This is a genomic window from Marinibaculum pumilum, assembly GCF_042646425.1.
GTDB lineage: Bacteria > Pseudomonadota > Alphaproteobacteria > Ferrovibrionales > Ferrovibrionaceae > Marinibaculum > Marinibaculum pumilum.
This window is the reverse complement of record NZ_JBHRTR010000028.1, coordinates 763,518-783,983: the sequence shown is the minus strand read 5'-3', so window position 1 is coordinate 783,983 and position 20,466 is coordinate 763,518. Positions and strand designations below refer to the sequence as shown.

Sequence of the window (20,466 nt, the reverse complement as noted above, 5' to 3'; positions counted from 1 at the left end):
GGGCCGCCATGGCGCAGGACGAGCTTGTCGCGGTGACCAACCGCATCTTCCCCGAGACGCGCGACCGGCTGATGCAGGCGGTCCGCGTGGCGGCCAATGACGGCGAGACACCCTGGCCGGAACCGCAGCTGCGGGCCGCGCTGGCGGAGGCCACCGGCCTGATGGCCTTCATGACCGACCGGATCGATGCGGAGCTGCTCGCCGCCGCGCCGCGGCTGAAGGTGATCGGCGCGGCGCTGAAGGGGCATGACAATATCGATCTGGAGGCCGCCACCCGGGCCGGCGTCTGGGTGGCGATCGTGCCCGACCTGCTGACCGCGCCGACCGCGGAACTGGCGATCGGCCTGATGCTGGCGCTGGGCCGCCACATCCTGGAGGGCGATCGCGGCATCCGCGCGCACGGCTTCGCCGGCTGGCGGCCGCGCCTGTATGGCTGCGGACTGCAGGACATGACAGTCGGCCTGGTCGGCTATGGCCTGGTCGGCCGTGCCATCGCCAGCCGCCTGCATGGCTTCGGCTGCCACCTGCTGGCGCACGACCTGCAGGCGCCGGCCGGCCGGCCCGCCGGTCTGCCGGGAGAACCGGTGAGCTTCCGCGCCCTGCCGGAACTCCTGGCCGTGTCGGACTATGTGGTGCTGGCTTTGCCGCTGACCGACCGGACCCGCCATGTCATCGATGCCGGGGCCCTGGCGCAGATGAAGCCCGGTGCCCGGCTGGTCAATCCGGCGCGCGGCTCCCTGGTCGACGAGGAAGCGGTCGCCGACGCGCTGGAGCGCGGCCGCCTGGCCGGCTACGCCGCCGACGTGTTCGCCTGCGAGGACTGGGCGCAGGCCGACCGGCCACGCGGCATCGACCCGCGGCTGACCGCCCCCGGCGCCCCCACCGTACTGACGCCGCATGTCGGCTCCGCCACGACCGCCGCCCGGCGCAGCATCGAGCTGGCGGCGGCGGAAAGCATCCTGGACGCGCTGGCCGGCCGGGTGCCACGCTGCGCCGTCAACGACCCCCGATGAGACGCCGACGATTGCCGCCGCGCAGCCGATGCTGAACCTCACCCATGTCCGGACCTTCCTGACCGTCCTGGAGCAGGGCGGCCTGCGCGCCGCCGCGCGGTTGCTGGACCTCTCGCCTTCCACCGTCCTGGAGCATGTCCGCCAGCTGGAGGCGGAACTGGCCGCGCCGCTGCTGGCCCGCGGCCGCCGGCCGGTGCTGCCCACCGTGCAGGGGGCCGCCTTCCGCCCGCTGGCGCAGGCGCTGCTGGCCACCGAGGCCCGCGCCCGGGCGCAGCTTGCCGGCGCCGCGCTGCAGCTGGCCGCCGCCAGCAATATCGGCACCTACATGCTGCAGGCGCCCCTCGCCGGATTCCGGGACCGGGACGGCCGCGAGGTCGACCTGTGGATCGGTGCCAACCCCGCGGTCGCCGACCGGCTGGAGCGCGGCGCGGCCGACCTTGCCCTGATGGAATGGTGGGACGACCGGCCAGGCTTCACCGCGCAGGCCTGGCGGGTGGAGCCGCTGGTCCTGATCGTGGCGCCCGGTCACCCCTGGGCGGTGCGCGGACGGATCGCCCCGGCGGAACTGCCAACGATGCCGCTGCTGGGCGGCGAAGCTGGCACGGGCACCGGCCGGCTGCTGCGCGAACGGCTGGGCGACCTGGCCGACGGTTTGCGGACGGTCGGCGGCTTCGGCAGCACGGAGGCTGTCAAGCGTGCGGTGCGCGCCGGTCGCGGCGCCTCGCTGGTGCTGGCGGCGACGGTCGCCGACGAACTTGCCGCCGGCAGTCTGGCTGCGGTCGCCCTGGATGGGCCGCCGCTGGCCAAGAAGACCCGCCTGGTGCTGCCGCAGGACCTGCCGGAGACCGCACCGGCCGCACGCCTGGCGGCGCATCTGCTGGACCGCACCGGCAGCACGCCCGGCGAAACCGGCCCGGCGGTATCTTAGCGTCCGCGGTACATGTCGGCGCCGGGCTGCGCGATCGGATCGCGCGGCCGCCAGCGCCCCGTTTCCACCAGGTCCAGGAAGGTCGCCACAGCCGCATTGAAGGCAGCCGGCTCCTCCAGGTTCAGGGCATGGCCGGCACCGGGCATCACCTGCAGGCGGGCGGTCGGCATGATCCGCTTCAGCCAGAGGTTCACGTCCAGGCATGGCTCGTCCTCGTCGCCGACCAGAAGCAGGACCGGCGCATCGACCTGCGCCAGCTCCCGCTCCAGGTCGTACAGCGAGGGGCGCGCCGCCTGCACCCCGCGCAGGGTATTGGCCGCCCCCGTGGCGGGATGCTCCGACAGGTTGGCGCAGAACTGCGCCCAGCCCAGCGGATCCTTGCGCAGCAGCTGGATGCGGGTGGCGGTGGTGCCCATCTCCTCCACCGGCAGCTTGCCGGCGGTGGCAATCGCATCGGCCATGGCCAGGGTCTGCGCGATGAACGCATCGCGGGTGGGCTTGTAGGCACCTGAGCCGCCTGCGGCGGCCACCACGCTGCGCACCCGTGCCGGATGGTAGATCGCCAGCTGCAGGGCGGTGTAGGCGCCCATGCTCAGGCCCACCACATGCGCCCGCTCCAGTTCCAGGGCATCCAGCACGGCCAGCGCATCGGCATTGGCCAGGCGCTGGCCATAGGCCTCCGCGGCCTCCGGCACGTCCGAAGGGGGATAGCCGCGGGCGGCCGGGCAGATCGCCCGACGGCCCCGGGCGAACCAGCGGGCCTGGTCGAGCCAGCTGCGATGGTCGCCGGCGAATTCGTGCATGAACAGGACCGGTTCGCCCTCGCCGAAGCTGTCGTAGTGGATGCGGGCGCCGTCGCTCTGCGCCATCGGCATAGCGGCTTCCTCCCTGCCGTCGGGTTGCGTCGGGCCTCGCCTCCTATTTCAGGACGTTCTCGATGCTCATGTAGACGAAGATCTCGGCGATCAGCCCGTCGCGGATCTGGAAGAAATTGGCATTGCTGGCCGTGCTGACCGCGCCGCCATGGTCGACCAGCCGCACGTCGAAGCGGCTGGCGATGCGCTGGTTCGGCACATCCACGACATGGGCAAAATCGCCGTGCCAGCCTTCGCGGAAGGCGGCGAGGAAATCCGTCAGCATCCGCCGGATGCCGGTATCCCGACCCTCATGGATGACGGCGGCAGTCTTCACCGTCAGCCGCGCATCCGGCGCCAGGACGCTCAGGACCCCTTCCAGGTCCTTCGCGTCGACATTGCCGAAATAGTCGCGTTCCACCAGCTCGATCAGCTGGCCCTCGGTGAGCGTCTTCATGCCGGCATCCTAGTGGCGCCGCGAACGGGCTGTCCATCCGGCAGCGCACGAGACCAGGGCTATGCCGGCCGGACCGGCTTACTCCCTGCCACCGCCCCAGGGCATCACCGGCACCGTGGAGAGCGCATTCTTCGGCGAACCGTCGATCAGCTTGTCGGAATAGACCAGGTAGACCAGGGTGCGCCGCGCCGGGTCCCAGAAGCGCCGCACCTGCAGCGACTTGAAGATCAGCGAGCGCCCCTCGGAGAAGACCTCCCGGTCGTGCAGCCGCCGGAGGTCCGGCACCTGGCGGCCATCCTTCTCGCGCGTCGGCAGGGTGATCGGGCCGACCTGCCGGCAGGCGATGGATGCATCCGACGTCTCCTCAGCCAGGCCCAGCCAGCCGGTCGTGCCGCCCTTGCGGGAGCGGCTGACATGGCAGGCGACGCCGGGAATGTCCGGATCGTCGAACGCCTCGATGACGATCTTGTGGTTCGGGCCGATCAGCTTCCAGGCGGTGTCGACGCTGCCGATCTCCTCTGCCGCCAGGGGGGCGCAAAGGATTGCGAGGGCCAGCGTCACGAAGGCACCGGCCGCGGAGCGGGGAATCAATGGCATCGCTGCGCCTCTTCCTTGCAGGGGTCGCAGGACAGAACCCGTCAGGGCGCTGCCTGATCCCTGCCGTCTTCGGGAATGTTGCGCATCCAGTCGGCAAGGCGCGCCATGGCGTCATAGATGCCGGCGCGCAGCTGGGGATCCGCCACCGTCTCCTCCAGCGCGCCCTGCATGCACAGGAGCCAGGCGTCGCGCTCGGCCGCGCCGATCGGGATGTGCAGATGCCGCTGCCGCAGCCGCGGATGGCCGCGCTCCGCCGAATAGAGCGGCGGGCCGCCCAGCCATTCTCCCAGATAGCGCTTCAGGACCTCTCTCACCGGCCCCAGGTCCGGCGCGTGCATGGCCCGGATGCCGGATGCCTCGGGCAGGCTGTCCATGCGGTCGTAGAAGCGGTCGACCAGCCGGTCCACCGTCGCGGCCCCGCCGATCCGCTCGAAGATCGGCGTCTCGCCGGCCGGTTCCGTCATTTCCGCCTCGCTGGCCTTCGGGAAAGGGGCGCAGGCCGGCTGCACAACGGCGCCGCCGTCACCCATGTCTCAGGTACGATCTGTCACCTATGTGTCCGGACTGGACAAACGCGAAGAATGGTGACCCCGGAGGGATTCGAACCCCCGACCCTCAGATTAGGAATGTAGGGGAAGGCGCGGAAAACCGCCAGCTTTCCCACATTCCGGCCGAAACCAGCCCAAGCGATATCAAGGGGTTGGCGGATGGGTGGGAAAGCCAGGTCGGCACCGATGAAGGCGCGCTCTGCCGCCGCGACGGCTGCTGCGGGCGCATCGTCATCCAGCCGGACGGCGATTGCTGCTGCCATATTCGGCCGCCCTGTGCCGCTTGTGAGAACGCCTTCCTGACCTGCCCGGATTGTGGCTGGGATTCGCGCGACGAGGCGCCGGCATGACCGCCCCCGATCGTGCCCAGGGGCGGAATCCCATTTCCGCGGATTCCTGCGGTTCCGAGGGTGCAGAGAGACAATCCGCGGGCGACGGGATTCCGGGGCGTCCGGTGGAGAAGTGTCTCTCCATCCGGCAGCCCTATGCCTTCGCCATCGTGAACGGGTGGAAGCCGGTCGAGAACCGATCCTGGTGGACGCCGTTCCGTGGTCCGGTCTGGATCCACGCCGGCAAGCGGGAAGAACGCGACGATGTACTCGGCGTGCTGAGCGACATTCTCCATCAAGGCGGCGACAACAGACCGGGTGCCGGTGATCCACTGCTCGCGCGCTATCAGTCGGAAAAGGCCCTCGGCTGCATCGTCGGCCGGGCAGTCATCACCGACTGTGTGCAGGGGCATCCCAGCCCTTGGTTTTACGGCCCCTACGGCTTCGTGCTGACCAACGCCAGGCCGTGCCGGCCGGTCCCGTGCAGGGGTGCGCTGGGGTTTTTCAGTGTGCCGCCTGAAGTGATGGCGCAGCTCCCGCCCCGCTGATTAAGAGATAGCCGCTGAGCCAATGATTACTTGGGCTTGGCACCACGGAATTTGTCAACCCGACCACGGAGAACTGCGATGTCTGAGGAAAAGTGTCAACCCGAAGTCTTGATCCTGCCGGACGGGAGTGCTGCGGCAACACTATCGACGCCCCTGCCGAAAGACCACTGGCTCTACGCCAACGAAGGCTATTCGCCGCCGCCCATGCCGTTCCGCTGCGGGACCGACAATCCGCGGCATCACGATCTTGCCGACATGATCTGTGCGGCGGCCCGCTACGCAATCCGCGGTGCCACGATGAACGGTAAAGCCGAAGATATTGACCCGGACGCGATGGTGCAGAACTTCGTGGTCGGCATGCTCGGCTATCACACGCCGGACGGTCTTTGCGACGATGCATGGGCCAACCCCGACCCTGTTCCAGAGCCGTTCGCGGAAACCTTCAAGAAGACTGACTTCGCGGCGGCAGCCGAGCGCCAGAATGAGGCCCTGCGCAAGAGCCTGGAAAAGAGCATCCAGCAACGCGATGAGTTGCGCACTGCTGCTGCCGCCTTTCTTGCAGACATGGAGGAGTTGGCTGGAATGCCAGACCTTTTGCATATCGCGGCCTTCAACGCAGAACTCGGCATTCCGTTCATTGGCGGGGAAGGCTCGGAGAGTCAACTGGTCGTCCAGCTTCGTGCCGCCATAAAGGCCGCCGCCTGACCGCAGCGGATAACCCAGGAGAGATACGATGGACACGGAATCTTGCCCGTTGTGCGGCGACAAGGTTGGCGAAGACGACGCCTACGACATCTCGGAGCGGATGGACAACGACAGGGCCAGATGCCCGGCATGCGGGCTGCGGTTCGGCGGTGACCCCTACGAGCCCACCCAGGAGGGATGACGATGGCAGGACATACTGAGGGGCCGTGGATCGCCGCTGCTCAGATTTCTTCGGTCGCCGGCCTTCCGGTGGTCGCATCGCCAGAAGGCCGGTTGATCTGCAATGTCAACTGCATTGCCTACAGGCAGCCCGTTGACCGCAAGGTGGATGGCGATGCCGCTTTCAACAAGGAAAGCAAGGCCAATGCCCGCCTGATCGCCGCCGCGCCCGACCTGCTGGCGGCGTGCAAGCGCCTGGTCGCGGCTATCGGCATTCCGTCCAGCATCACGATCGGCGATGCGGTGGAGCAGGCAGAGGCCGCCATCGCCCGCGCAGAGGGGGAGAAGAGGTGATGTGGTGCCGGATGTGCAACGGCTTCTCGGACGCGCCGTGTGCGGCGCCGGGCTGCCTGCTGAAGAAGGAGGCGAAGGTGAGCGAGGAACAGAAGCCGTGGCGCGACCATCGACCGCGCGGCGACCAGGAAGCATTCCCGACAGGCGACCGGACCCACGGCGGGCAGGCCGGCATGACCCTGCGGGAATACTACGCCGGGCTGGCGATGCAGGGGTTGCTTGCGAGCGGGCCGCACGACTGCGAGGCGCCGGGGATCGCCCATGATGCCCTGCTGCACGCCGACGCCCTCCTTGCCGCACTGGAGCGCAGCCGTGGATAGGCCGACGTGCGAGACGTGCAGGTGGTGGAAAGAGACGGAACAAAGGAACGCTGGCCAATGCCGCCGATTTCCGCCGCCGGTTCTCGCCTATCGAGACGCGGGACGCAATGTGCTCCACGTCGAACAGCGATGGCCGCTCACGGACGGCGGCCTATGGTGCGGCGAACACCACCCCAAGGAGGCGACCGATGACGACACCAGAGGATGAGGTCGCCATAGAGGCGGTGGCGCCCATGCTGTATCCGCATCTGATCGTCGGCACAGACTACGCGGACGTGCCATTTGAGCATGCAATGATGCGGCCTCGATATGCTCATTTGCGGGCGCGCGTTCTGAGCGCGACCTTCGCCGCCATCTCCGCCTATAGGGAGTGGCTGGAGGGGCAGAGAACCGCCGCAGAGGCCGAGAAGCGCGCCGCGCGCGAAGCATGGGCCGCCGTGCCGCCGACCGTGTGTCAGGCCGCCAGGAGCGACGGGGAGTGCGCCCACCCGCTATGTCCGCAGCATCTGGACGGCGAGCCCTACAAGAGCGGGCGCCACTGCCCCATTGATGACCCGAGAGGCTGGGACGATGACTGACCCCACCACGGCAGAGCTGGTGGCCTACCTGCGACGGAGGGAGGCCGAGCACCGGGACAGCGACCCGCCAATTGCCGATGACCTGCATGACGCCGCTGACAGGCTGGAGAAGCTGGAGGCGGAGTGCGAGAGGCTGCGGGCAGAGCTGGAAAAGATGCGCTATGCCGGCATGGTCGCCAAGCACTACATCGCCATGGCCAACGAAGGTACGCACCGGGGCCGCGGCATCATCAACACGCTCAACGGCGCCCTCGGGGAGTAGCAAGGGCCGCGACACCGGAGCGTCGCGGGGAAGATGCACCCCCTAGGTGGCCAGTTATTCCCCGGCTGGGGCCACTCCACGGGACCGCAAAGCGGTTTCGCCTTTCGGCTCATCAGCCGTAGTGCCGGGCCAGATGTCTCCATGTCAGGGGTGCTGGGAGACCCACGGACGATCATCATCCCCGATTCTTGCTTTGGAGTCAAGGGCTTGGTATATTGTGAGGGCAGGCGGCGGCGCTGAAAGTGGAAGCGCCAGTCGGCGGGATGTTTCATGTGGCCTAGCCGTCGCGGAGTGCGGGCTTGCAGAAATGTATTGCCTCTCGCATGGAACGTAGCCGGAGTAACGCCCGGCCCGCCTGCATCAATCCTGTCCGGGGCATCGTCGGATACGATGTGCAATCCCGGCGACACGGACCACCCCGGTACTGGCAACGGTGCCGGGGCGGTCTACCTCAGAGAGGCAACGGATGTACACGCTGGATCTCGACGCTCCTTGGCACATGCGCTACGCCTTTCGTCAGGCGCACGAACTCGGCCTGCTCGAATACGATGCATCCCGCATGGCCTACCGGATCACGCCGAAGGGAGAGGCCGTCCGGGATGTGACGTTCTTCCCGCATTGGGAGTTCCCCGAGCACACTGACGGCGGAGTCGCGGCCCACTGCGTCGGCTTCCTGTGCCTGGATGACTTGCCGCTGCGGCCGGTCTGACCAGCGGTCTACCTCAGAGGATAGGGTGATGGAATTCGACGGACCCAAGGGACCAGATCTGCGGAAACGGCTGCTGGTCACCGAATTGCCGGCCAGCGCCCGCACCGCGCTGGAGAACTTCGCCATCCCCGACGACTACCCGAATCTTGACCACCTGATGGAGCCTAGCGCCTCTGCTGTGGCGCCCGGTCCCCGAACCACCACGCGACAGCCATAGAGGCCAGATAGACGATCTGCGCGGTGATGTCCGCCTGTATGCCGAGATCCCCGACCCGGATGAAGACGTAGGCGGTCAGGCCGATCAGCAGCAGGGTCAGCACCGGGCGGGTAAGCCGGATGATGGACGCCACCCACTTGTACGTTTCCCCGGCCGCCATGTCGTGCCGGTAGCTCTCCACCCTCCCGGCCTGCCAGGCGGCAGTGTCGGCAATCGCGGCCTCGTTCTCCATCTCGGAGCGACGCAAGCTCGCCTGCCGGTCGAACAGCGCCAGTTCATGGGCCTGCTCGATGACCATGTTCTTGCGCTTCTCGCGCAATTCCAGCCAGCCGAAGACCTTGCCGATGACGGTCCCGATCAGTCCGGTAGCGCCGCCGAACAGGGCAGAGAATAGCATTTCGAGCATGTCACCACCTCGCCTTGTGCCCGCGATCATCCACATGGACGAAGCTGCGGTAGTTGACCCCGATCCCGCCGAAGCCGACTTCCTCGGCCGCCCGGATCAGTTCCCACTTGTCGATACCCTTGGTCAGCATGATGTCGAAGGCCGTTGACTGCAGGGTGCTGGTAGCCCGGTGCTGGCTCAGGGGCGCACCCCCGACGCGGGCATTGTGGAGCGGGCACCGGCTGGCGGAGTTGAGGTGCAGGGGCACACCCAGAGCCACGCGGAGGGCTTCCAGCTTGTCCAGCGACCGCTCGGTCGGGTTGGCGAGCGGCTTCCCGTCCACGGAGTAGCTGCAAGACCCGTTGCAGCCCCGGCAGCGCAGTTCGTCCCAGCGGAAATGCGGGCGCGCATACTCTGAGCGCAGGATCATCATCACCCCCCCGTCGCCCGCTGCAGCAGGGCAAGCGTCACCTGGATTGTGGCAAGGGTTTGCTGCAGATCCTGCCACAGCACGAAAAAGCCCCCGGCGATCGTGGAGCCGGCAGCAATGATCGAGGTCAGCAGCCACCACCACCGGCCGTTGAGCGTCTTGAGCTGGTCCCGCGCTTCGGTCCAGCGCTCCGCGCACCGCTCCTCATGGGATTGGATCTGCTGTCGTGCTGCTGACGCCATCTGCCTCGCCTCATGATCCTCAGTCATTGGGGTCCCCGAAATGCCGGGCGCAGATTCGGCAGGACAGCCCGTCCGCCTCCGGTTACGCTGGTATCAGCCATTGGCCCCTCCGTGTGGGGTTGGTGGTTAGGTCGGTCCCGAGGTGTGCGAGCCTCGGGGCCGGCTGCGGATTACTGATTTTCAAGCGCCGTCACGCGCGCGGCCAGCGCCTGCACGGCCGCAGTCGCTTGCGTGCGCCATGTCTCCAGTGCCGAGATGCGGCCGGCCTGCGATGTCAGCGCTGCTGTTGCCTGCTGCGTCAGCGTTGCCAAGTCCGCCTCCAGCGCATCCACCCGCCCGTCGAAGGCGAGCGCGGAGGATTCGAGGCTGTCCAGCCGGGTATCGTGTCCGTCCAGGACCATGATCGCGGACGCGCGCCAGTCGGTCAGGATGTCCCACGCTGCGTCGATCTGCGCCACCAGGGCCGCCTGTTGGGTGAGCAAGACCGCCTGCTGCGCGGCCAGGCTGGCCAAGCTGACGATCTCCTGCCCGGCCTCCAAGGTGTCGTCCTGGATCTGGCGGATGGCGAGGCGCTGGCGGGGCATTGGTCAAGTCCAGGATATCACGATGCAGCCGCCGGCCCCGGCGCCACCATCACCGAGGCTCGCCGCGCCACCGCCACCACCGCCACCGTAGTTGCCACCTGCGCCGCCCGTCGCGCCGCCGCCGGATGTTCCAGCAGCGCCCGCCGAGCCGCCATTGGACCCAGCAGCCCCTCCGGTGCCGGGCGTAGACGACGAGGCCGCGCCGCCACCGCCGCCGCCGGTGCCGGACAGGGCAGTATCAGCACCCGCGCCACCACCGCCACCGCCCGAGGCATACATGCCGGATGCATTGGCGGAGGCATTGCCGCCCGCCGATCCGTTGCCGCCGGCCCCTGCACTGCCCCCGCCGCCGGCAGCCTCCGCGGATGCACATGTGCCGCCCTGGCCGCCGGTCCTGGCCGTGTCGCCGCCGGACCCGCCAGTGCCGCCTGCCCCGCCTGCGCCGCCGCCGCCATCGCCGGGGCCGCCGGACCCGCCAATGGCTACGATCTGGGCCGAATCTCCGGTGAATACAGTCGTGCTGCCGCCGGTCGCGCCGTTGCCGCCGACACCACCGGCCCGACCGGCGCCGCCGGCCCCCACAGTGTAATTGAAGGTGGATGAGATCGATGACCCGATGGCAGCCGTGGATTGCAACCGCGCCTCGCCGCCGCCGCCGCCAGACCCGCCGTTGCCGCCACCGCCGCCACCGCCGCCAATCGCCATCGCGGCATATTGGGTCGCACCCGATGGGATGCTGTCGCTGCCTGCCCCTGGTGTAGTGTAGACATCAGAGACAGGCGTGAACGCCGACCCCGGCGTCACCATCGCCATGAGCCCGAGCATGTCCAGCTCGGGGAAAGTTGCGCGCAGTTCCTCCGGCGTCAGGCGATATTTGCACGGAGCGTCATCGTCCAGCGCGGGGCCGCCGTTGTGCCCCGGCTTGGCGTGGGCGGGCGCCGCCAGCCGCCGGGCGGCTTCCAGCAACAGGCCCATCGGCAATGCGGTCATGAGGTCACATCCCCGCCGATCCACCACGCCGTTCCGTTGCAGAAGCAGGTGGCCATGCCGTGCTGCTGGCTGATTTTCGCGCCATTTGGGGCGTTCAGGGTGCCGCCGCCGGACACATCGACGGTGGTCTGTCCGGCCCCCGTCTGGACGACAAGCACCGTACACCGGCCGGCGGTGGCAGCGGCCAGCAGCGAGAACGTATTCGCGCTGCCATTGCTGACCGTCACCGCACAGCCGATATCGGCGGCGACCATGCTGTTCGACGTGCCGGTATAGTCAGCGCCACCCGACTTCGCGCCGCTCACCTGGTCGCTGTCGTTGACCGTGATCCCGGTCCCCTGCAGCGTGCCGGAGGTGCCGTCGAACCGCACAAGCTGGTTGTCCGTGGTGCTGCCCGGCCGCTGGCTGTAGCGCCCATCCGCTGTCTGCCGGTTCAGCGCGTCGGTCGCCGACGTAGCTGAGCCGACGTTGGAAACCCGGAACCCGCCCATGTTCTGGACGCCAGTCGCCGCCGCCTGACCATCGCGAGGCATCGAGCCGGTAAGGGCCGTCCCGATATCCTCCTGCTGTGCCATCATCCGGTCAGCCCGGATCTTGATGTTGTTGTCCCGGTCGGCCTCCCAATCGTATGGGAGACTGTAGTTGCCGGAGCCGTCACGGGGCATGGGCTGTTCTCCAACGAAAAAAGCCGCACGGATGCGGCTTGCGTTGCGTGATGGCGGATGCCACCTTTAAGCGATGTTCAGGAAGATCCTAGCCGCCCTCGTTGCAGGAGCCGTCGTCATCGGCGGTGCCGGCTTCATGATCTTCGGTTTCTACTATTGGGGCGTCGGGTTCGCCGTTGGCGGGATCTTTGGAATGGGCCTGTTCTGGGGCTTTCTTCGGCTCCACTACGGCGTGGACATCATGCATATGATCGACAACCCGGATCGCTTCTGGCTAGTCAGAGATGACGGAATCCAGGAGGGGCGGCCCACCGACGCCTCCATAGATCCCGCCAGGGCCAAACGGCGTCGGGGTCGCAGGGATCGCTTGTAGCCGCCCCCTCGCCCCCGGTCGGGCAAGAAGTTGCGCAGTCGGCCGGAAGGCGCCGAGGATGCGCCCCACCATGTTCTCCCCTATGCCAAGCGCGGCCAGTGCCCGGGTCAGAGTGTCGAGGTTGGTGTGACCCGTATTGGAGTAGTTTGCCCCGCCTTCCACCGTCCGTGTCACCCGATCCATCACCCGCCCGAACTTGGCGATCAGCATTTTCTCGTCCGGCGTGAACAGAACTCCCATCATCTCCGGATTGTCCTGCAGGGCTTGATTCCACGCCTTCCCGAACTTCACGCCCGAGAATTCATAGGTCCGGTTGTCGGATGTGTTGGTGCCGGCGCGGACAAACCGCAGGAAGGCTTCATCCTTCACCGCCCGCCATTCCTCACTGTCGCGGCCGAGTAGGCGACGGACCTTGCGCATCTCGGAAGCGATGCGCGGGCGGCGACCACCAAGGGAAGTTGCCGAGGCCGCGAACAACTTCCGTGTGACCGCGGCGGGGTCCAAGGTGCCGTCGCTCAGTTGCTGGACAAGATCCTTGGCCTCGAACAGCTCCTTCCGCTCACGGGTCGCATTGCGCGCCGCTTTCCAAGCCATGACGGCGTCCTGGTCGCCAATCAGCTTGGCTTCGTCCACCATCTGATCGGCCCATTTGTCGTAGCTCTCCCGCAGGCGCGAGGCGGCCGCGCGAATGGACGGGTCAGAACTGGTCCGCGCCGTTGTCGTGACCTGTCGACGCCATGCTTCAAGGTCGCGGAAGAACACGGCAGGCTCTTCGCCCGTCACCCGCCCGGCCTTGGTGACGATCTCCCCGAGGTCGCGGAGATGATTGCCAACCTGGGGCACGTTCCGCAGGTTGAAGTCCTGTACCAGATCGTCCCTGGCGCCCATGAACAGCCGCGCCGTGTCCTCCTGCGGCACGAACGCCTTGGCCGCGCGCGCCACGTCGAACAGTTCGTTCTCGCGCTCCTTCAGGGTTGCGTTGATCTCGTCAAGCCGAGACTGCACCCGCCCGCCGACCGTGGACAAATCGTTGCCGTCCACAGGCGCATCGGCGCCGTACAGCCGATTGCGGATCAGATCCACATTGCGCTGAAGCTGCCCGGACTGCCGGCCGGCAAACTGAACCGCTTCGTCCGCAGCTTCCGGCCCGAAATCCCCCTTGCGCAGCGAACTCTCATATCGCTGATCTGCGGCACGCTGCGTCACCTGCCCGCGGGTCAGATCAACCGGCTCAGGCAAGGATTGCGCCTCCGCATAGACGCCCCGCTGCTCCGGCGTCTCCAGCTTTCCACGCAGGCGGGCATATGCTTTCGCGAACTCCGCATCGACCTGCCCCTCAGGGACGCCGGCAGCGATTGCCGCCCTGACGCCTTCCGGGGTCAACTGGCCGTTCTGCACGATCTGCGGATTTCCGCGGATCATCCGATACAGCTTCCGCCCCATGGCGGTAAGAGCGGACATGGCCGGCTCCCCAACAGCGCCGAACGCCGCCGCCGTGCCAGTGCGTGCCGGGTCGAATCCGGTCTCCGCCCCTTGCTGGTTTGCCGCCGCGGTCATACCAGCCTCAGTGCCGCCGCCGAGAACGCCGCCGCCGAGGATGCGGGGCACCCATCCCCCGCCAAGCATCTTCACCGCAGGGGCAAGCCCCTTAGCGATCGGATTGCCCAGCAATGCCCCCGCGCCGAGATTGGCCGCGTCGGCGTTCGACAGGCCGGGCTGGTTGAGGTAGGCGATAGGTTCTCCCGGTTGGTCAGGGAAGGCCACCATCGGGTTGCCATATGGCCTGTCCGTGCCGAACACAGCGCCGGGCATGTTCTGCCGGATGACCTGCTCGCGCTCCGGCTGCTCCAGGGAAAAGGTCGTGCCCAACAGGGCATTGGCGACGCCTTTCTCTTCCGGCCTGGCGGGTTCCGCGAGATAATTCCGGGCATTCTCGTTCATCTGCCGGAGGCGCATCTTCCACAGCGTGTCCGTCACGTCGGGCACGTCCTGGAATTCCTTCTCGGATTGGCCGGTCAGGAAGTCCCATGTGGCATCTGCGGCGCCGCCGATGGCGTCCCCGACGCCTTCTGCGGCCGACATGATGGCGCCGCCAACGGATTGCGGGGCCGGTTGAGGCTGCTGGCGCTTTCGTTCAAGCGCGGCGCGCAAGTCTTCAACGGTTGCCATTGGCGCGGTCCACCTGGTCCAGAATGCGCTGCATCGTCTGCGGGTCCAGCGTCTCCAACCACGCCGGGTCTTGCTGGCTCAACCAAGACGCCGCTGCATCGGGACGGTTGAAGACGATTGGCGGGATATCCGCGGCGGTCTGGCCCTGCCGTTGCCGCTGCAGGGCAGCTGGGTCAGTTTCTGTCGTTGCCGCCCCCGCCGGCCGCGTTTTCGCCAGCCCCCGCAGCTCCTGCAACTGCTCGTCGGTCAGCAGCGGGTTGTCCCGGATATAGCCGCGCCATTCCTTCAAGAAGCCGCGCTCGTCAAAGACGCCGTTATCGCCAAGGTACTCGTAAGCGGTTTCGGCCATCTGAAGCTTGCGCTCCTGCGCCGCCTCCAGCCATGCCAGAGCCGCGGCGCGGCCCTCTCGGGAGTTCGTCAGGCCGCCGCCGACCACGTTCTGGAACTGCCGGAAATCGTTGTCCGACATGGCGCCGGTCCCGGCTACCCGCTGCCCCATCGCCAAATCGACGGACAGGCTCTTGAACATGCCTTCCAGCGAGGTATCCGTGTCGATGCCGAGAGACGACAGGTAATCCTTGCCGAAGATCGACGACAGGCCGTTCTTGAACGCCACCTCGATATCGGCCGTGGCCCCGGCCGCCGCCCTGTCATTGATCGACTGCAACAGCTGGATTTTGCCCAGCTGGTCGCCAGCGACCCCAGCGCCTTCCTGGATCTTGCCGAACTGCTCGGACAGGCGCTTGCCCTCCGCCTCGTTGAACTCCTTCGCGCTCGCCCCGGTATTGATGTTGACGTTCGTCTGCGGCTTACTCCCGGCGAGGTAGTCCTTCCAAGCCTGCGTGCCGGGTTGCAGACCCATCCGCTGCGCCTCCCGCTCCGCACTGGTGGGCGCGGTCCAGCGGTCCTGCAACTCCTGCTTCCGCAACCGCGCATCCTCCTGCTGCTGCAACTGCAGCAGTTGCATGTTCTGCATCGGGCCTTGCAGATAGGAGGCCAGTTCCGGGTTCTCCTGTGCCTTGTGCTGGAGGCTGGCAAGGGCTGCGGGAACGCCGGTCGTGCCCGGCGCCGTCTCGCCCGCGGACGCCACCTTCGCCCCCTGGTCGCGCATGGGCGGGGAGAGATAGGAGGTCCGTGCCGCGGGGGCCTGATCGGAGAATGCCTGCGCGATCATCTGTCCCGGCCGCGTCTCCTGTAGCGGGTTCAGCTTGCCAATGTCGCGCGTCTCATACGCGGCCATGTTCCGGCGGAAATCGCCCATCGTGCCCTGCGGATCTTCGGCCAGATCGTTCGGGGACGGCACAAGCGTGTCGCCCCCGCTGGTGCCGGTCAGAGGCTGAACTTGCACCGGCTGAATGGGCGCGGCCTGCGGCACACCGGGCTGTCCCTGCGCCATCGCCCCCTGCTGTCCAGGATCGGCCGTGATCTGCTGCGGGGCCTGCTGCCCCATCCGCCCCGCCACACGTGCAAGCTCCGCGTCCACACCGCCCAGCATGGCCTGCGTGTTCGGATCAGCCGCGATCTGCTCCGGCGAGCGGTGCGACCCGGCGTAGATGTCATCCGGCGCCGTCCATCCCTTCTGCGCTTGCATCAGGGCGTCCACCACGGCCTGGTTGGCCTGTTCCTTCTTCTGGCCGGACAATGCCGCGATGATGGACCCTGCGGCGCTGCTGAGGCCCTGCAGGGCGCCTGCGGCGGGTGTCATAGGCGCTTGGGCCGCGATCCTCTGTACGGGGATCACAGGGGCAAGGGGGGCCTGCTGGGCAGGTGCGCCGAACAGGTTGACGTAGTTAATCCCGGCCATGCCGAAGCTCCCTCAGTTCGGAGAGGATTTCCTGCTGCTGGATCGCAAGGCCCTTCACCGCGGCGAACAGCACACCGATGGCATCATGGCTCTGGATCATCTGCGGGTTCCCGCCCCACCGTTCCGCGAAGTCCTGCGCCATCGGCCCGATATGCTCGCGTGCGCTCTGGTCGAACACGGTCTTGTACTTCCAGGCCGGGACATCCAGGGACACCACGTCATGAAGCACCTTCACCGGGTCGATCGGTCGAATGTCGCGCTTGATCTCCCTGTCCGACATGATGGCCGCTGCACCGATCTGGCCGCCAAGGCCGAACAGGCTGCTCATCATCTGCCCCGACTGAGCATTCCTGGCGTTCTGGGCGTTCTGCTGCGCCGTGTAGCTGTTCCAGTAGTTCCCGCTCACATCCACAGGCGACACGCCCACCTGAGCCGGAGCGGCGTACTGAGGCGCGGTAACGCCTTGGCTGGACCCCATGAAGGCCGCGAGTTCGTTCAGGGGCAGGGACCGCTGCAACAGGGCTTCCTGAATGGCCGTCGCCCTGGCCTGGTTCTGCAGGTTCGCATTCGCCAGCGCCTGGTTGAAACCGATCTGGCCGGACTGCATCTGCTCGTTGAACAGCTGGGACCGGGTGTTGCTCGCCTGCCCGTATGCCTGCTGTTGCGCCTGGTTGGCGAAATTCCCCGAGGCCAACGCCTCGTCAAAGCCCTGCTGCCTTCCGGCCAATCCCAGCCCGAACAGGCGGGACTGCTCTCCACCGCCGGCCAGGATGGCGTCATTGACCGCGGAGGAATAGGCGTCGTTCTTCGTCCGCCCGAAGTCCTCCATGGCCTTGGAATATGCGGGTTGGCCGGGGAAAATGCCCTGGTTCACGAGGCTGTTGTGCAGGCTGCTCTGGGCCTGCTCAAACTGCGGATCAAGCCGGGCCGACGCGCGCTCGTACAGCGCATCTTCCACCCTCTGCCTCTGCAGGGCAGTCTGGTAGGGATCTTGCTCCTGCGTCACCCCTCCCGTACCACCTGCGAGGGACTGAAGCATGGGGGCAATGCTGGGCATCTGCGGCAGCGATTGGGTGGGAATCTGTCGCTGGATCTGCCCCGCGCCCTGGTCCGGCCGATCCGCCGCCGCGGCAAGGTCGTTGATCCGTGTCCCGATGATGCTGCGGATGCCCTGCCCAAACTGCCCGGCCTGCGGGGAGCGCAGAATGTCCGCCAGATCCCCGCCGGAGAGAGAGTTGATGAAGGCTCGCTGCTCGCCGGCAACGTCCGTCCCCGCAGGGGCGTTCTGGAGCCGCGCGGAGAGTTCCTGAAGGCCGGACACGGCATTCCCGGACCCGGTGCCGTACTTGGTCTGCAGAGCGTTGCCGATGTTCCCCAGCGCCATCCCGCCGAGGGGGGTGCTGGACGACAGGATATCTGCCAATCCGCGCGGGTCCTGGTCGGCGAAGAATTTCGCCTGTACCTGCGCTGCGTTGGGATTGTTCTGCAGCTGCGGGGATAGGGCGTCGAGGGCTTGGACCGCGGAGCCTTGGGAGTATGCCGCGGGGGCCGCTGTCTGCGCGCCCAGAATGCCCCCAACTCCGGTCCCCATGTTCGCGGGCGGAGTGCTGTTTCCGGACAGTTCCCAGAATTGCCTGCCCACAGGGGAGTTCGGAGTGCCGGAGTTCATCATCTCCGGCGTGATTCGGTCGGGCATCGTGGACTGCTGCTGTGGCAACCCTTTGCCACCCTGCCCGCCGATGGTCTGCCCCACGTTCGAGACCTGCGCCGGGAACCCGCCAAGGCTGAACGGCTGGGAGACGGAATTGCCGATCCGGCCCAACTGCCCCTGCGCCAGCCCCAGGAGGGACGAAGACAGCTGGTTCTGCTGCTCCAGCATCGCCTGCTGTTCGGGCGACAGCGTGACCGTCTGCGTCCACTGGTCGTTGGCGATCTCGGGGGCGGTCGGGGCCTGCGGCATCGGCCCCGGATCGGCGCCTTCATAGACGGGCTGTCCGTCATTGCCGATACCGACCTGGCGCCGGCCGCTCTGCGCCTGCTGCCACTGCGGAAGGGTGACGTTGTTGTACTGCTGGAGCTGCTGTTGATACTGCTCCTGCGCCTGCTGCTGCGCCGGGGTCAGCTCCTGCGAGTAGGTGACCGACCCCCACGGGGTCTGCTGATTGACCCGGTTCAGCTGAGCCTGTAGCCGCGCAGTATCTGCATTCGCCGCCGCCTGCTCCCCCGACACCTGAGAGGCGTTCGGGGTCGGCGCGGAACCACCGCCACCAAGTGACATGTCAGCCTCCGATATACTTTCCGGCGGCCTGGTCCGTCCTCAGCAGCCCGTAGATGACTGCGTCGTCGGGATAGAACCCCTTCCTTGCAATGCCTTCCTCGCGGAAGCCCATCTTCTTCGCCATGACCCGCGCACGCTTGTTCCGCCGCGCGATCGTCATCGTGATCCGCTCGCAACCCAGCTGGTCGAACGGATACGCAAACCATTTCTCCACGTTCCCCGGCCGGCACCACATCGGGTTATCAGCCGCGAACGTCACCTCGATCCCCTTGAACCTGTCCGCATACCGGTGATAGGCGCAGCCGGCGACGATCCGATCACCGGACAGCATCACCGCACCCTGAAACGATGCCTCGTTCGGCGGAGGAGGGAAGGTCGGGATGCGCTCCATCAGCCATGCAACCAACATGGCCTTGTGGTCCGGCTGCTCCACGAAGACGAAGTCCATCACAGGTACTCCCCCGGCTCGAACAGCACATCCACCGCGTTCAACCCGACCTCGATGTCCGACACATCCACCCGCAGCGCGAAGGACGCGGACTGCCCGATCCCCTGCACATTCAGCCAGGGAGTGACCACCTGTTCACCGCCGGCCCAATCGGCCTGATCCCACTCCGACACGTCCCACGTCGCCCCGTCGCCGCTTGCAGTCGTCGGGATCGACGAAGGCGACTTGTCCGCAAAGTCGATGTTCAGCCCTACCGCGATCATCGGGCTTCCATCGGAGGTGATCTGCGGCCGGATCATGTGGAAGTGCTTCTTCCTCGGCTCCCGGAACCTGGAAAACGCTGTCCGAATGTCCCCCCGGATCGCCGCGCCGTTGTCCGAAGTCCCGGTGTCCGCCTTGTAGACGGTCCCGTCCGTGCCGCCGAAGTACAGGTCGTCGTTATAGGTCGCCCAAGAAACCGCGTTCATGCCGATGTACCGGCACCATGCGTAATTCTGAGTGTTCATGACGTACTGGTGATAGGTCTCCCCGTCCTTCACCGGCACGTTGAACAGGATCTGTGTCCCCCGCTTGTAGTAGCAGGCACCCCAGCCGAAAATGCTTCCACCGGCCCGGATAGCGTCGTTGAACGCTTTCGCGATCCGCGCGCTCAGCCCCTGCTCCGCAGGGTTCACGAAGCCCGTAGAAAGCACCTGAGAGAACGGGATAACCCCGGCCTCTGTCAGCACGAGAAGATCCCCCCGGAACTTCATGAACGGGCGCTGTCCGATGGGCCTGGGAAGATGGTATGTCTGCACGTGCGCCCACGTGTTGGCGCTGCCGGGATCGGTGCCGGAATAGACCGCTGCTTCGCCGTTGGCGGTCAGGAACACCGCCAGGTCGTCCGGGCCCTCGCCGGAATCCCGCGACCATGACGCCGTCCCGATGAGGTAGCTGCCCTCGTCAAAGATCGGCCCCAAGTTCAGCTGCTTCATCGCCCCCGACAAGGCCCCGGCCTGGGCGGAGTAGAAGACAGACATGCTGTTCTTGCGCGTCCACCAAAGCCGGTTGGCATGGCTTGCGACGTGGATCAGTTCCCCCGCCGACCCGGCCGAAACCGTGATCGACACCGTGGACCACGCAGACCCCGCATACTGTCGCGGAGTGTCCACCCCGTTGCACATCATCAGCGTCGGCGTCCCCCCGTTCGGCGTGAACACCGTATGCTGCCACCGGGCATTGGAAAGACCCGTGAGCGACGACGAAGCCGTCCCAGAACTCGACACGTCGTAAACAGCGGTGGAAGCGATGGCGAACAGCTTCTTGCCGGACAGCCCGGAATACTCCATCAGCGTCTCCACCGACGCCGTCGAACTCGCCACCCCGGTTGCGTAAGACGTATGCCCCCCGCGGATCTTCACCCGCAGCGTTTCGGGGAAGAAATTGTCCAGCCGGACCGCATTGTTCGGCGGCATCCCTTCAAGGGGAGAGAACGTGTCCCAGCCTCCAGTTGGGGCAGGGATCAAGCCGAAGCGGGAGCG

General features: G+C 67.0%; 25 protein-coding genes. 10 read left to right on the top strand and 15 right to left on the bottom strand.

The features are described 5' to 3' along the window. Positions 1-8 precede the first annotated feature (8 nt). Both ACFOGJ_RS16335 and ACFOGJ_RS16330 read left to right on the top strand, forming a co-directional pair. Positions 9-1,013, top strand: a complete 1,005-nt coding sequence (locus ACFOGJ_RS16335; RefSeq protein ID WP_379902281.1) for an NAD(P)-dependent oxidoreductase — start codon at positions 9-11, stop codon at positions 1,011-1,013. A gap of 28 nt (positions 1,014-1,041) precedes the next feature. Continuing rightward, positions 1,042-1,941: a LysR family transcriptional regulator gene (locus tag ACFOGJ_RS16330; RefSeq protein WP_379902279.1), complete on the top strand. Its 900-nt coding sequence runs from the start codon at positions 1,042-1,044 to the stop codon at positions 1,939-1,941. Here ACFOGJ_RS16330 and ACFOGJ_RS16325 read toward each other — a convergent pair. The 4 genes from ACFOGJ_RS16325 to ACFOGJ_RS16310 form a co-directional block, all read right to left on the bottom strand. Continuing rightward, positions 1,938-2,810 (bottom strand): alpha/beta fold hydrolase, encoded by an 873-nt coding sequence (locus tag ACFOGJ_RS16325; RefSeq protein WP_379902277.1) that lies wholly within the window; start codon positions 2,808-2,810, stop codon positions 1,938-1,940. The two genes, ACFOGJ_RS16330 and ACFOGJ_RS16325, sit on opposite strands and share 4 nt — an antisense overlap. A gap of 49 nt (positions 2,811-2,859) precedes the next feature. Further along, entirely contained in the window at positions 2,860-3,252 is a 393-nt protein-coding gene (locus ACFOGJ_RS16320; protein ID WP_379902275.1) for a nuclear transport factor 2 family protein, read from the bottom strand. Positions 3,253-3,330: 78 nt separating this feature from the next. After that, positions 3,331-3,849, bottom strand: a complete 519-nt coding sequence (locus tag ACFOGJ_RS16315) for a CreA family protein (RefSeq protein WP_379902273.1) — start codon at positions 3,847-3,849, stop codon at positions 3,331-3,333. 41 nt (positions 3,850-3,890) lie between these two features. Beyond that, complete coding sequence (locus ACFOGJ_RS16310) at positions 3,891-4,313, bottom strand: group II truncated hemoglobin (protein WP_379902271.1); 423 nt, start codon at positions 4,311-4,313, stop codon at positions 3,891-3,893. Positions 4,314-4,743: 430 nt separating this feature from the next. Here ACFOGJ_RS16310 and ACFOGJ_RS16305 point away from each other — a divergent pair, with 430 nt between their 5' ends. The 8 genes from ACFOGJ_RS16305 to ACFOGJ_RS16270 all read left to right on the top strand — a co-directional run bounded on the left by ACFOGJ_RS16305 (position 4,744) and on the right by ACFOGJ_RS16270 (position 8,361). Then, the gene (locus ACFOGJ_RS16305) at positions 4,744-5,274 is read left to right on the top strand and encodes an ASCH domain-containing protein (RefSeq protein WP_379902269.1); all 531 of its coding nucleotides are present in this window, start codon (positions 4,744-4,746) and stop codon (positions 5,272-5,274) included. Between the two features lie 78 nt (positions 5,275-5,352). Next, on the top strand, positions 5,353-5,979 hold the full coding sequence (locus ACFOGJ_RS16300) for a hypothetical protein (protein WP_379902267.1): 627 nt from the start codon (positions 5,353-5,355) through the stop codon (positions 5,977-5,979). Between the two features lie 28 nt (positions 5,980-6,007). Beyond that, positions 6,008-6,160 (top strand): hypothetical protein, encoded by a 153-nt coding sequence (locus ACFOGJ_RS16295; protein ID WP_379902265.1) that lies wholly within the window; start codon positions 6,008-6,010, stop codon positions 6,158-6,160. A 2-nt stretch (positions 6,161-6,162) separates the two neighbouring features. Further along, positions 6,163-6,492 (top strand): hypothetical protein, encoded by a 330-nt coding sequence (locus tag ACFOGJ_RS16290; RefSeq protein WP_379902263.1) that lies wholly within the window; start codon positions 6,163-6,165, stop codon positions 6,490-6,492. A 77-nt stretch (positions 6,493-6,569) separates the two neighbouring features. After that, entirely contained in the window at positions 6,570-6,812 is a 243-nt protein-coding gene (locus ACFOGJ_RS16285; RefSeq protein ID WP_379902262.1) for a hypothetical protein, read from the top strand. Positions 6,813-7,000: 188 nt separating this feature from the next. Continuing rightward, positions 7,001-7,390 (top strand): hypothetical protein, encoded by a 390-nt coding sequence (locus ACFOGJ_RS16280; protein WP_379902260.1) that lies wholly within the window; start codon positions 7,001-7,003, stop codon positions 7,388-7,390. Next, positions 7,383-7,652, top strand: coding sequence for a hypothetical protein (locus ACFOGJ_RS16275; RefSeq protein ID WP_379902259.1), 270 nt, complete (start codon positions 7,383-7,385; stop codon positions 7,650-7,652). The genes ACFOGJ_RS16280 and ACFOGJ_RS16275 overlap by 8 nt, the downstream gene beginning before the upstream one ends. A gap of 466 nt (positions 7,653-8,118) precedes the next feature. Continuing rightward, positions 8,119-8,361 carry a hypothetical protein gene (locus ACFOGJ_RS16270; RefSeq protein WP_379902257.1) on the top strand — a complete coding sequence of 81 codons (243 nt, stop codon included), beginning with the start codon at positions 8,119-8,121 and terminating at the stop codon, positions 8,359-8,361. Positions 8,362-8,525: 164 nt separating this feature from the next. On the opposite strand, the gene ACFOGJ_RS16265 is transcribed toward ACFOGJ_RS16270, so the two are convergent. The 11 genes from ACFOGJ_RS16265 to ACFOGJ_RS16215 form a co-directional block, all read right to left on the bottom strand. Beyond that, the gene (locus tag ACFOGJ_RS16265; RefSeq protein ID WP_379902256.1) at positions 8,526-9,020 is read right to left on the bottom strand and encodes a hypothetical protein; all 495 of its coding nucleotides are present in this window, start codon (positions 9,018-9,020) and stop codon (positions 8,526-8,528) included. Continuing rightward, positions 8,986-9,396, bottom strand: coding sequence for a D-Ala-D-Ala carboxypeptidase family metallohydrolase (locus ACFOGJ_RS16260; protein ID WP_379902554.1), 411 nt, complete (start codon positions 9,394-9,396; stop codon positions 8,986-8,988). Before ACFOGJ_RS16260 ends, ACFOGJ_RS16265 begins: the two co-directional genes overlap by 35 nt. Continuing rightward, a complete protein-coding gene (locus ACFOGJ_RS16255) occupies positions 9,396-9,662 on the bottom strand; it encodes a hypothetical protein (RefSeq protein ID WP_379902254.1) in 267 nt (88 codons plus the stop codon). The genes ACFOGJ_RS16260 and ACFOGJ_RS16255 overlap by 1 nt, the downstream gene beginning before the upstream one ends. 143 nt (positions 9,663-9,805) lie before the next feature. Further along, positions 9,806-10,219, bottom strand: a complete 414-nt coding sequence (locus ACFOGJ_RS16250; RefSeq protein WP_379902252.1) for a hypothetical protein — start codon at positions 10,217-10,219, stop codon at positions 9,806-9,808. 3 nt (positions 10,220-10,222) lie between these two features. After that, a complete protein-coding gene (locus ACFOGJ_RS16245) occupies positions 10,223-11,209 on the bottom strand; it encodes a hypothetical protein (protein ID WP_379902250.1) in 987 nt (328 codons plus the stop codon). Then, positions 11,206-11,874, bottom strand: coding sequence for a hypothetical protein (locus ACFOGJ_RS16240; RefSeq protein WP_379902248.1), 669 nt, complete (start codon positions 11,872-11,874; stop codon positions 11,206-11,208). Before ACFOGJ_RS16240 ends, ACFOGJ_RS16245 begins: the two co-directional genes overlap by 4 nt. Positions 11,875-12,148: 274 nt before the next feature. Then, the gene (locus ACFOGJ_RS16235) at positions 12,149-14,416 is read right to left on the bottom strand and encodes a hypothetical protein (protein ID WP_379902246.1); all 2,268 of its coding nucleotides are present in this window, start codon (positions 14,414-14,416) and stop codon (positions 12,149-12,151) included. After that, on the bottom strand, positions 14,403-16,220 hold the full coding sequence (locus ACFOGJ_RS16230; protein WP_379902244.1) for a hypothetical protein: 1,818 nt from the start codon (positions 16,218-16,220) through the stop codon (positions 14,403-14,405). The genes ACFOGJ_RS16235 and ACFOGJ_RS16230 overlap by 14 nt, the downstream gene beginning before the upstream one ends. After that, complete coding sequence (locus ACFOGJ_RS16225; protein ID WP_379902242.1) at positions 16,207-18,498, bottom strand: tail fiber domain-containing protein; 2,292 nt, start codon at positions 18,496-18,498, stop codon at positions 16,207-16,209. The genes ACFOGJ_RS16230 and ACFOGJ_RS16225 overlap by 14 nt, the downstream gene beginning before the upstream one ends. Position 18,499: 1 nt before the next feature. After that, the gene (locus tag ACFOGJ_RS16220; RefSeq protein ID WP_379902240.1) at positions 18,500-18,946 is read right to left on the bottom strand and encodes a GNAT family N-acetyltransferase; all 447 of its coding nucleotides are present in this window, start codon (positions 18,944-18,946) and stop codon (positions 18,500-18,502) included. Beyond that, positions 18,946-20,400 (bottom strand): hypothetical protein, encoded by a 1,455-nt coding sequence (locus tag ACFOGJ_RS16215; protein ID WP_379902238.1) that lies wholly within the window; start codon positions 20,398-20,400, stop codon positions 18,946-18,948. Before ACFOGJ_RS16215 ends, ACFOGJ_RS16220 begins: the two co-directional genes overlap by 1 nt. Positions 20,401-20,466 lie beyond the last annotated feature (66 nt).

Bases quoted from the DNA above. Each gene is read 5' to 3' on its own strand.
- ACFOGJ_RS16335 (WP_379902281.1), top strand. From the start codon at position 9: ATGGCGCAGGACGAGCTTGTCGCGGTGACCAACCGCATCTTCCCCGAG.
- ACFOGJ_RS16330 (WP_379902279.1), top strand. From the start codon at position 1,042: ATGCTGAACCTCACCCATGTCCGGACCTTCCTGACCGTCCTGGAGCAG.
- ACFOGJ_RS16325 (WP_379902277.1), bottom strand. From the start codon at position 2,810: ATGGCGCAGAGCGACGGCGCCCGCATCCACTACGACAGCTTCGGCGAG.
- ACFOGJ_RS16320 (WP_379902275.1), bottom strand. From the start codon at position 3,252: ATGAAGACGCTCACCGAGGGCCAGCTGATCGAGCTGGTGGAACGCGAC.
- ACFOGJ_RS16315 (WP_379902273.1), bottom strand. From the start codon at position 3,849: ATGCCATTGATTCCCCGCTCCGCGGCCGGTGCCTTCGTGACGCTGGCC.
- ACFOGJ_RS16310 (WP_379902271.1), bottom strand. From the start codon at position 4,313: ATGACGGAACCGGCCGGCGAGACGCCGATCTTCGAGCGGATCGGCGGG.
- ACFOGJ_RS16305 (WP_379902269.1), top strand. From the start codon at position 4,744: ATGACCGCCCCCGATCGTGCCCAGGGGCGGAATCCCATTTCCGCGGAT.
- ACFOGJ_RS16300 (WP_379902267.1), top strand. From the start codon at position 5,353: ATGTCTGAGGAAAAGTGTCAACCCGAAGTCTTGATCCTGCCGGACGGG.
- ACFOGJ_RS16295 (WP_379902265.1), top strand. From the start codon at position 6,008: ATGGACACGGAATCTTGCCCGTTGTGCGGCGACAAGGTTGGCGAAGAC.
- ACFOGJ_RS16290 (WP_379902263.1), top strand. From the start codon at position 6,163: ATGGCAGGACATACTGAGGGGCCGTGGATCGCCGCTGCTCAGATTTCT.
- ACFOGJ_RS16280 (WP_379902260.1), top strand. From the start codon at position 7,001: ATGACGACACCAGAGGATGAGGTCGCCATAGAGGCGGTGGCGCCCATG.
- ACFOGJ_RS16275 (WP_379902259.1), top strand. From the start codon at position 7,383: ATGACTGACCCCACCACGGCAGAGCTGGTGGCCTACCTGCGACGGAGG.
- ACFOGJ_RS16270 (WP_379902257.1), top strand. From the start codon at position 8,119: ATGTACACGCTGGATCTCGACGCTCCTTGGCACATGCGCTACGCCTTT.
- ACFOGJ_RS16265 (WP_379902256.1), bottom strand. From the start codon at position 9,020: ATGTGGATGATCGCGGGCACAAGGCGAGGTGGTGACATGCTCGAAATG.
- ACFOGJ_RS16260 (WP_379902554.1), bottom strand. From the start codon at position 9,396: ATGATGATCCTGCGCTCAGAGTATGCGCGCCCGCATTTCCGCTGGGAC.
- ACFOGJ_RS16255 (WP_379902254.1), bottom strand. From the start codon at position 9,662: ATGACTGAGGATCATGAGGCGAGGCAGATGGCGTCAGCAGCACGACAG.
- ACFOGJ_RS16250 (WP_379902252.1), bottom strand. From the start codon at position 10,219: ATGCCCCGCCAGCGCCTCGCCATCCGCCAGATCCAGGACGACACCTTG.
- ACFOGJ_RS16245 (WP_379902250.1), bottom strand. From the start codon at position 11,209: ATGACCGCATTGCCGATGGGCCTGTTGCTGGAAGCCGCCCGGCGGCTG.
- ACFOGJ_RS16240 (WP_379902248.1), bottom strand. From the start codon at position 11,874: ATGCCCCGTGACGGCTCCGGCAACTACAGTCTCCCATACGATTGGGAG.
- ACFOGJ_RS16235 (WP_379902246.1), bottom strand. From the start codon at position 14,416: ATGGCAACCGTTGAAGACTTGCGCGCCGCGCTTGAACGAAAGCGCCAG.
- ACFOGJ_RS16230 (WP_379902244.1), bottom strand. From the start codon at position 16,220: ATGGCCGGGATTAACTACGTCAACCTGTTCGGCGCACCTGCCCAGCAG.
- ACFOGJ_RS16225 (WP_379902242.1), bottom strand. From the start codon at position 18,498: ATGTCACTTGGTGGCGGTGGTTCCGCGCCGACCCCGAACGCCTCTCAG.
- ACFOGJ_RS16220 (WP_379902240.1), bottom strand. From the start codon at position 18,946: ATGGACTTCGTCTTCGTGGAGCAGCCGGACCACAAGGCCATGTTGGTT.
- ACFOGJ_RS16215 (WP_379902238.1), bottom strand. From the start codon at position 20,400: ATGCCGCCGAACAATGCGGTCCGGCTGGACAATTTCTTCCCCGAAACG.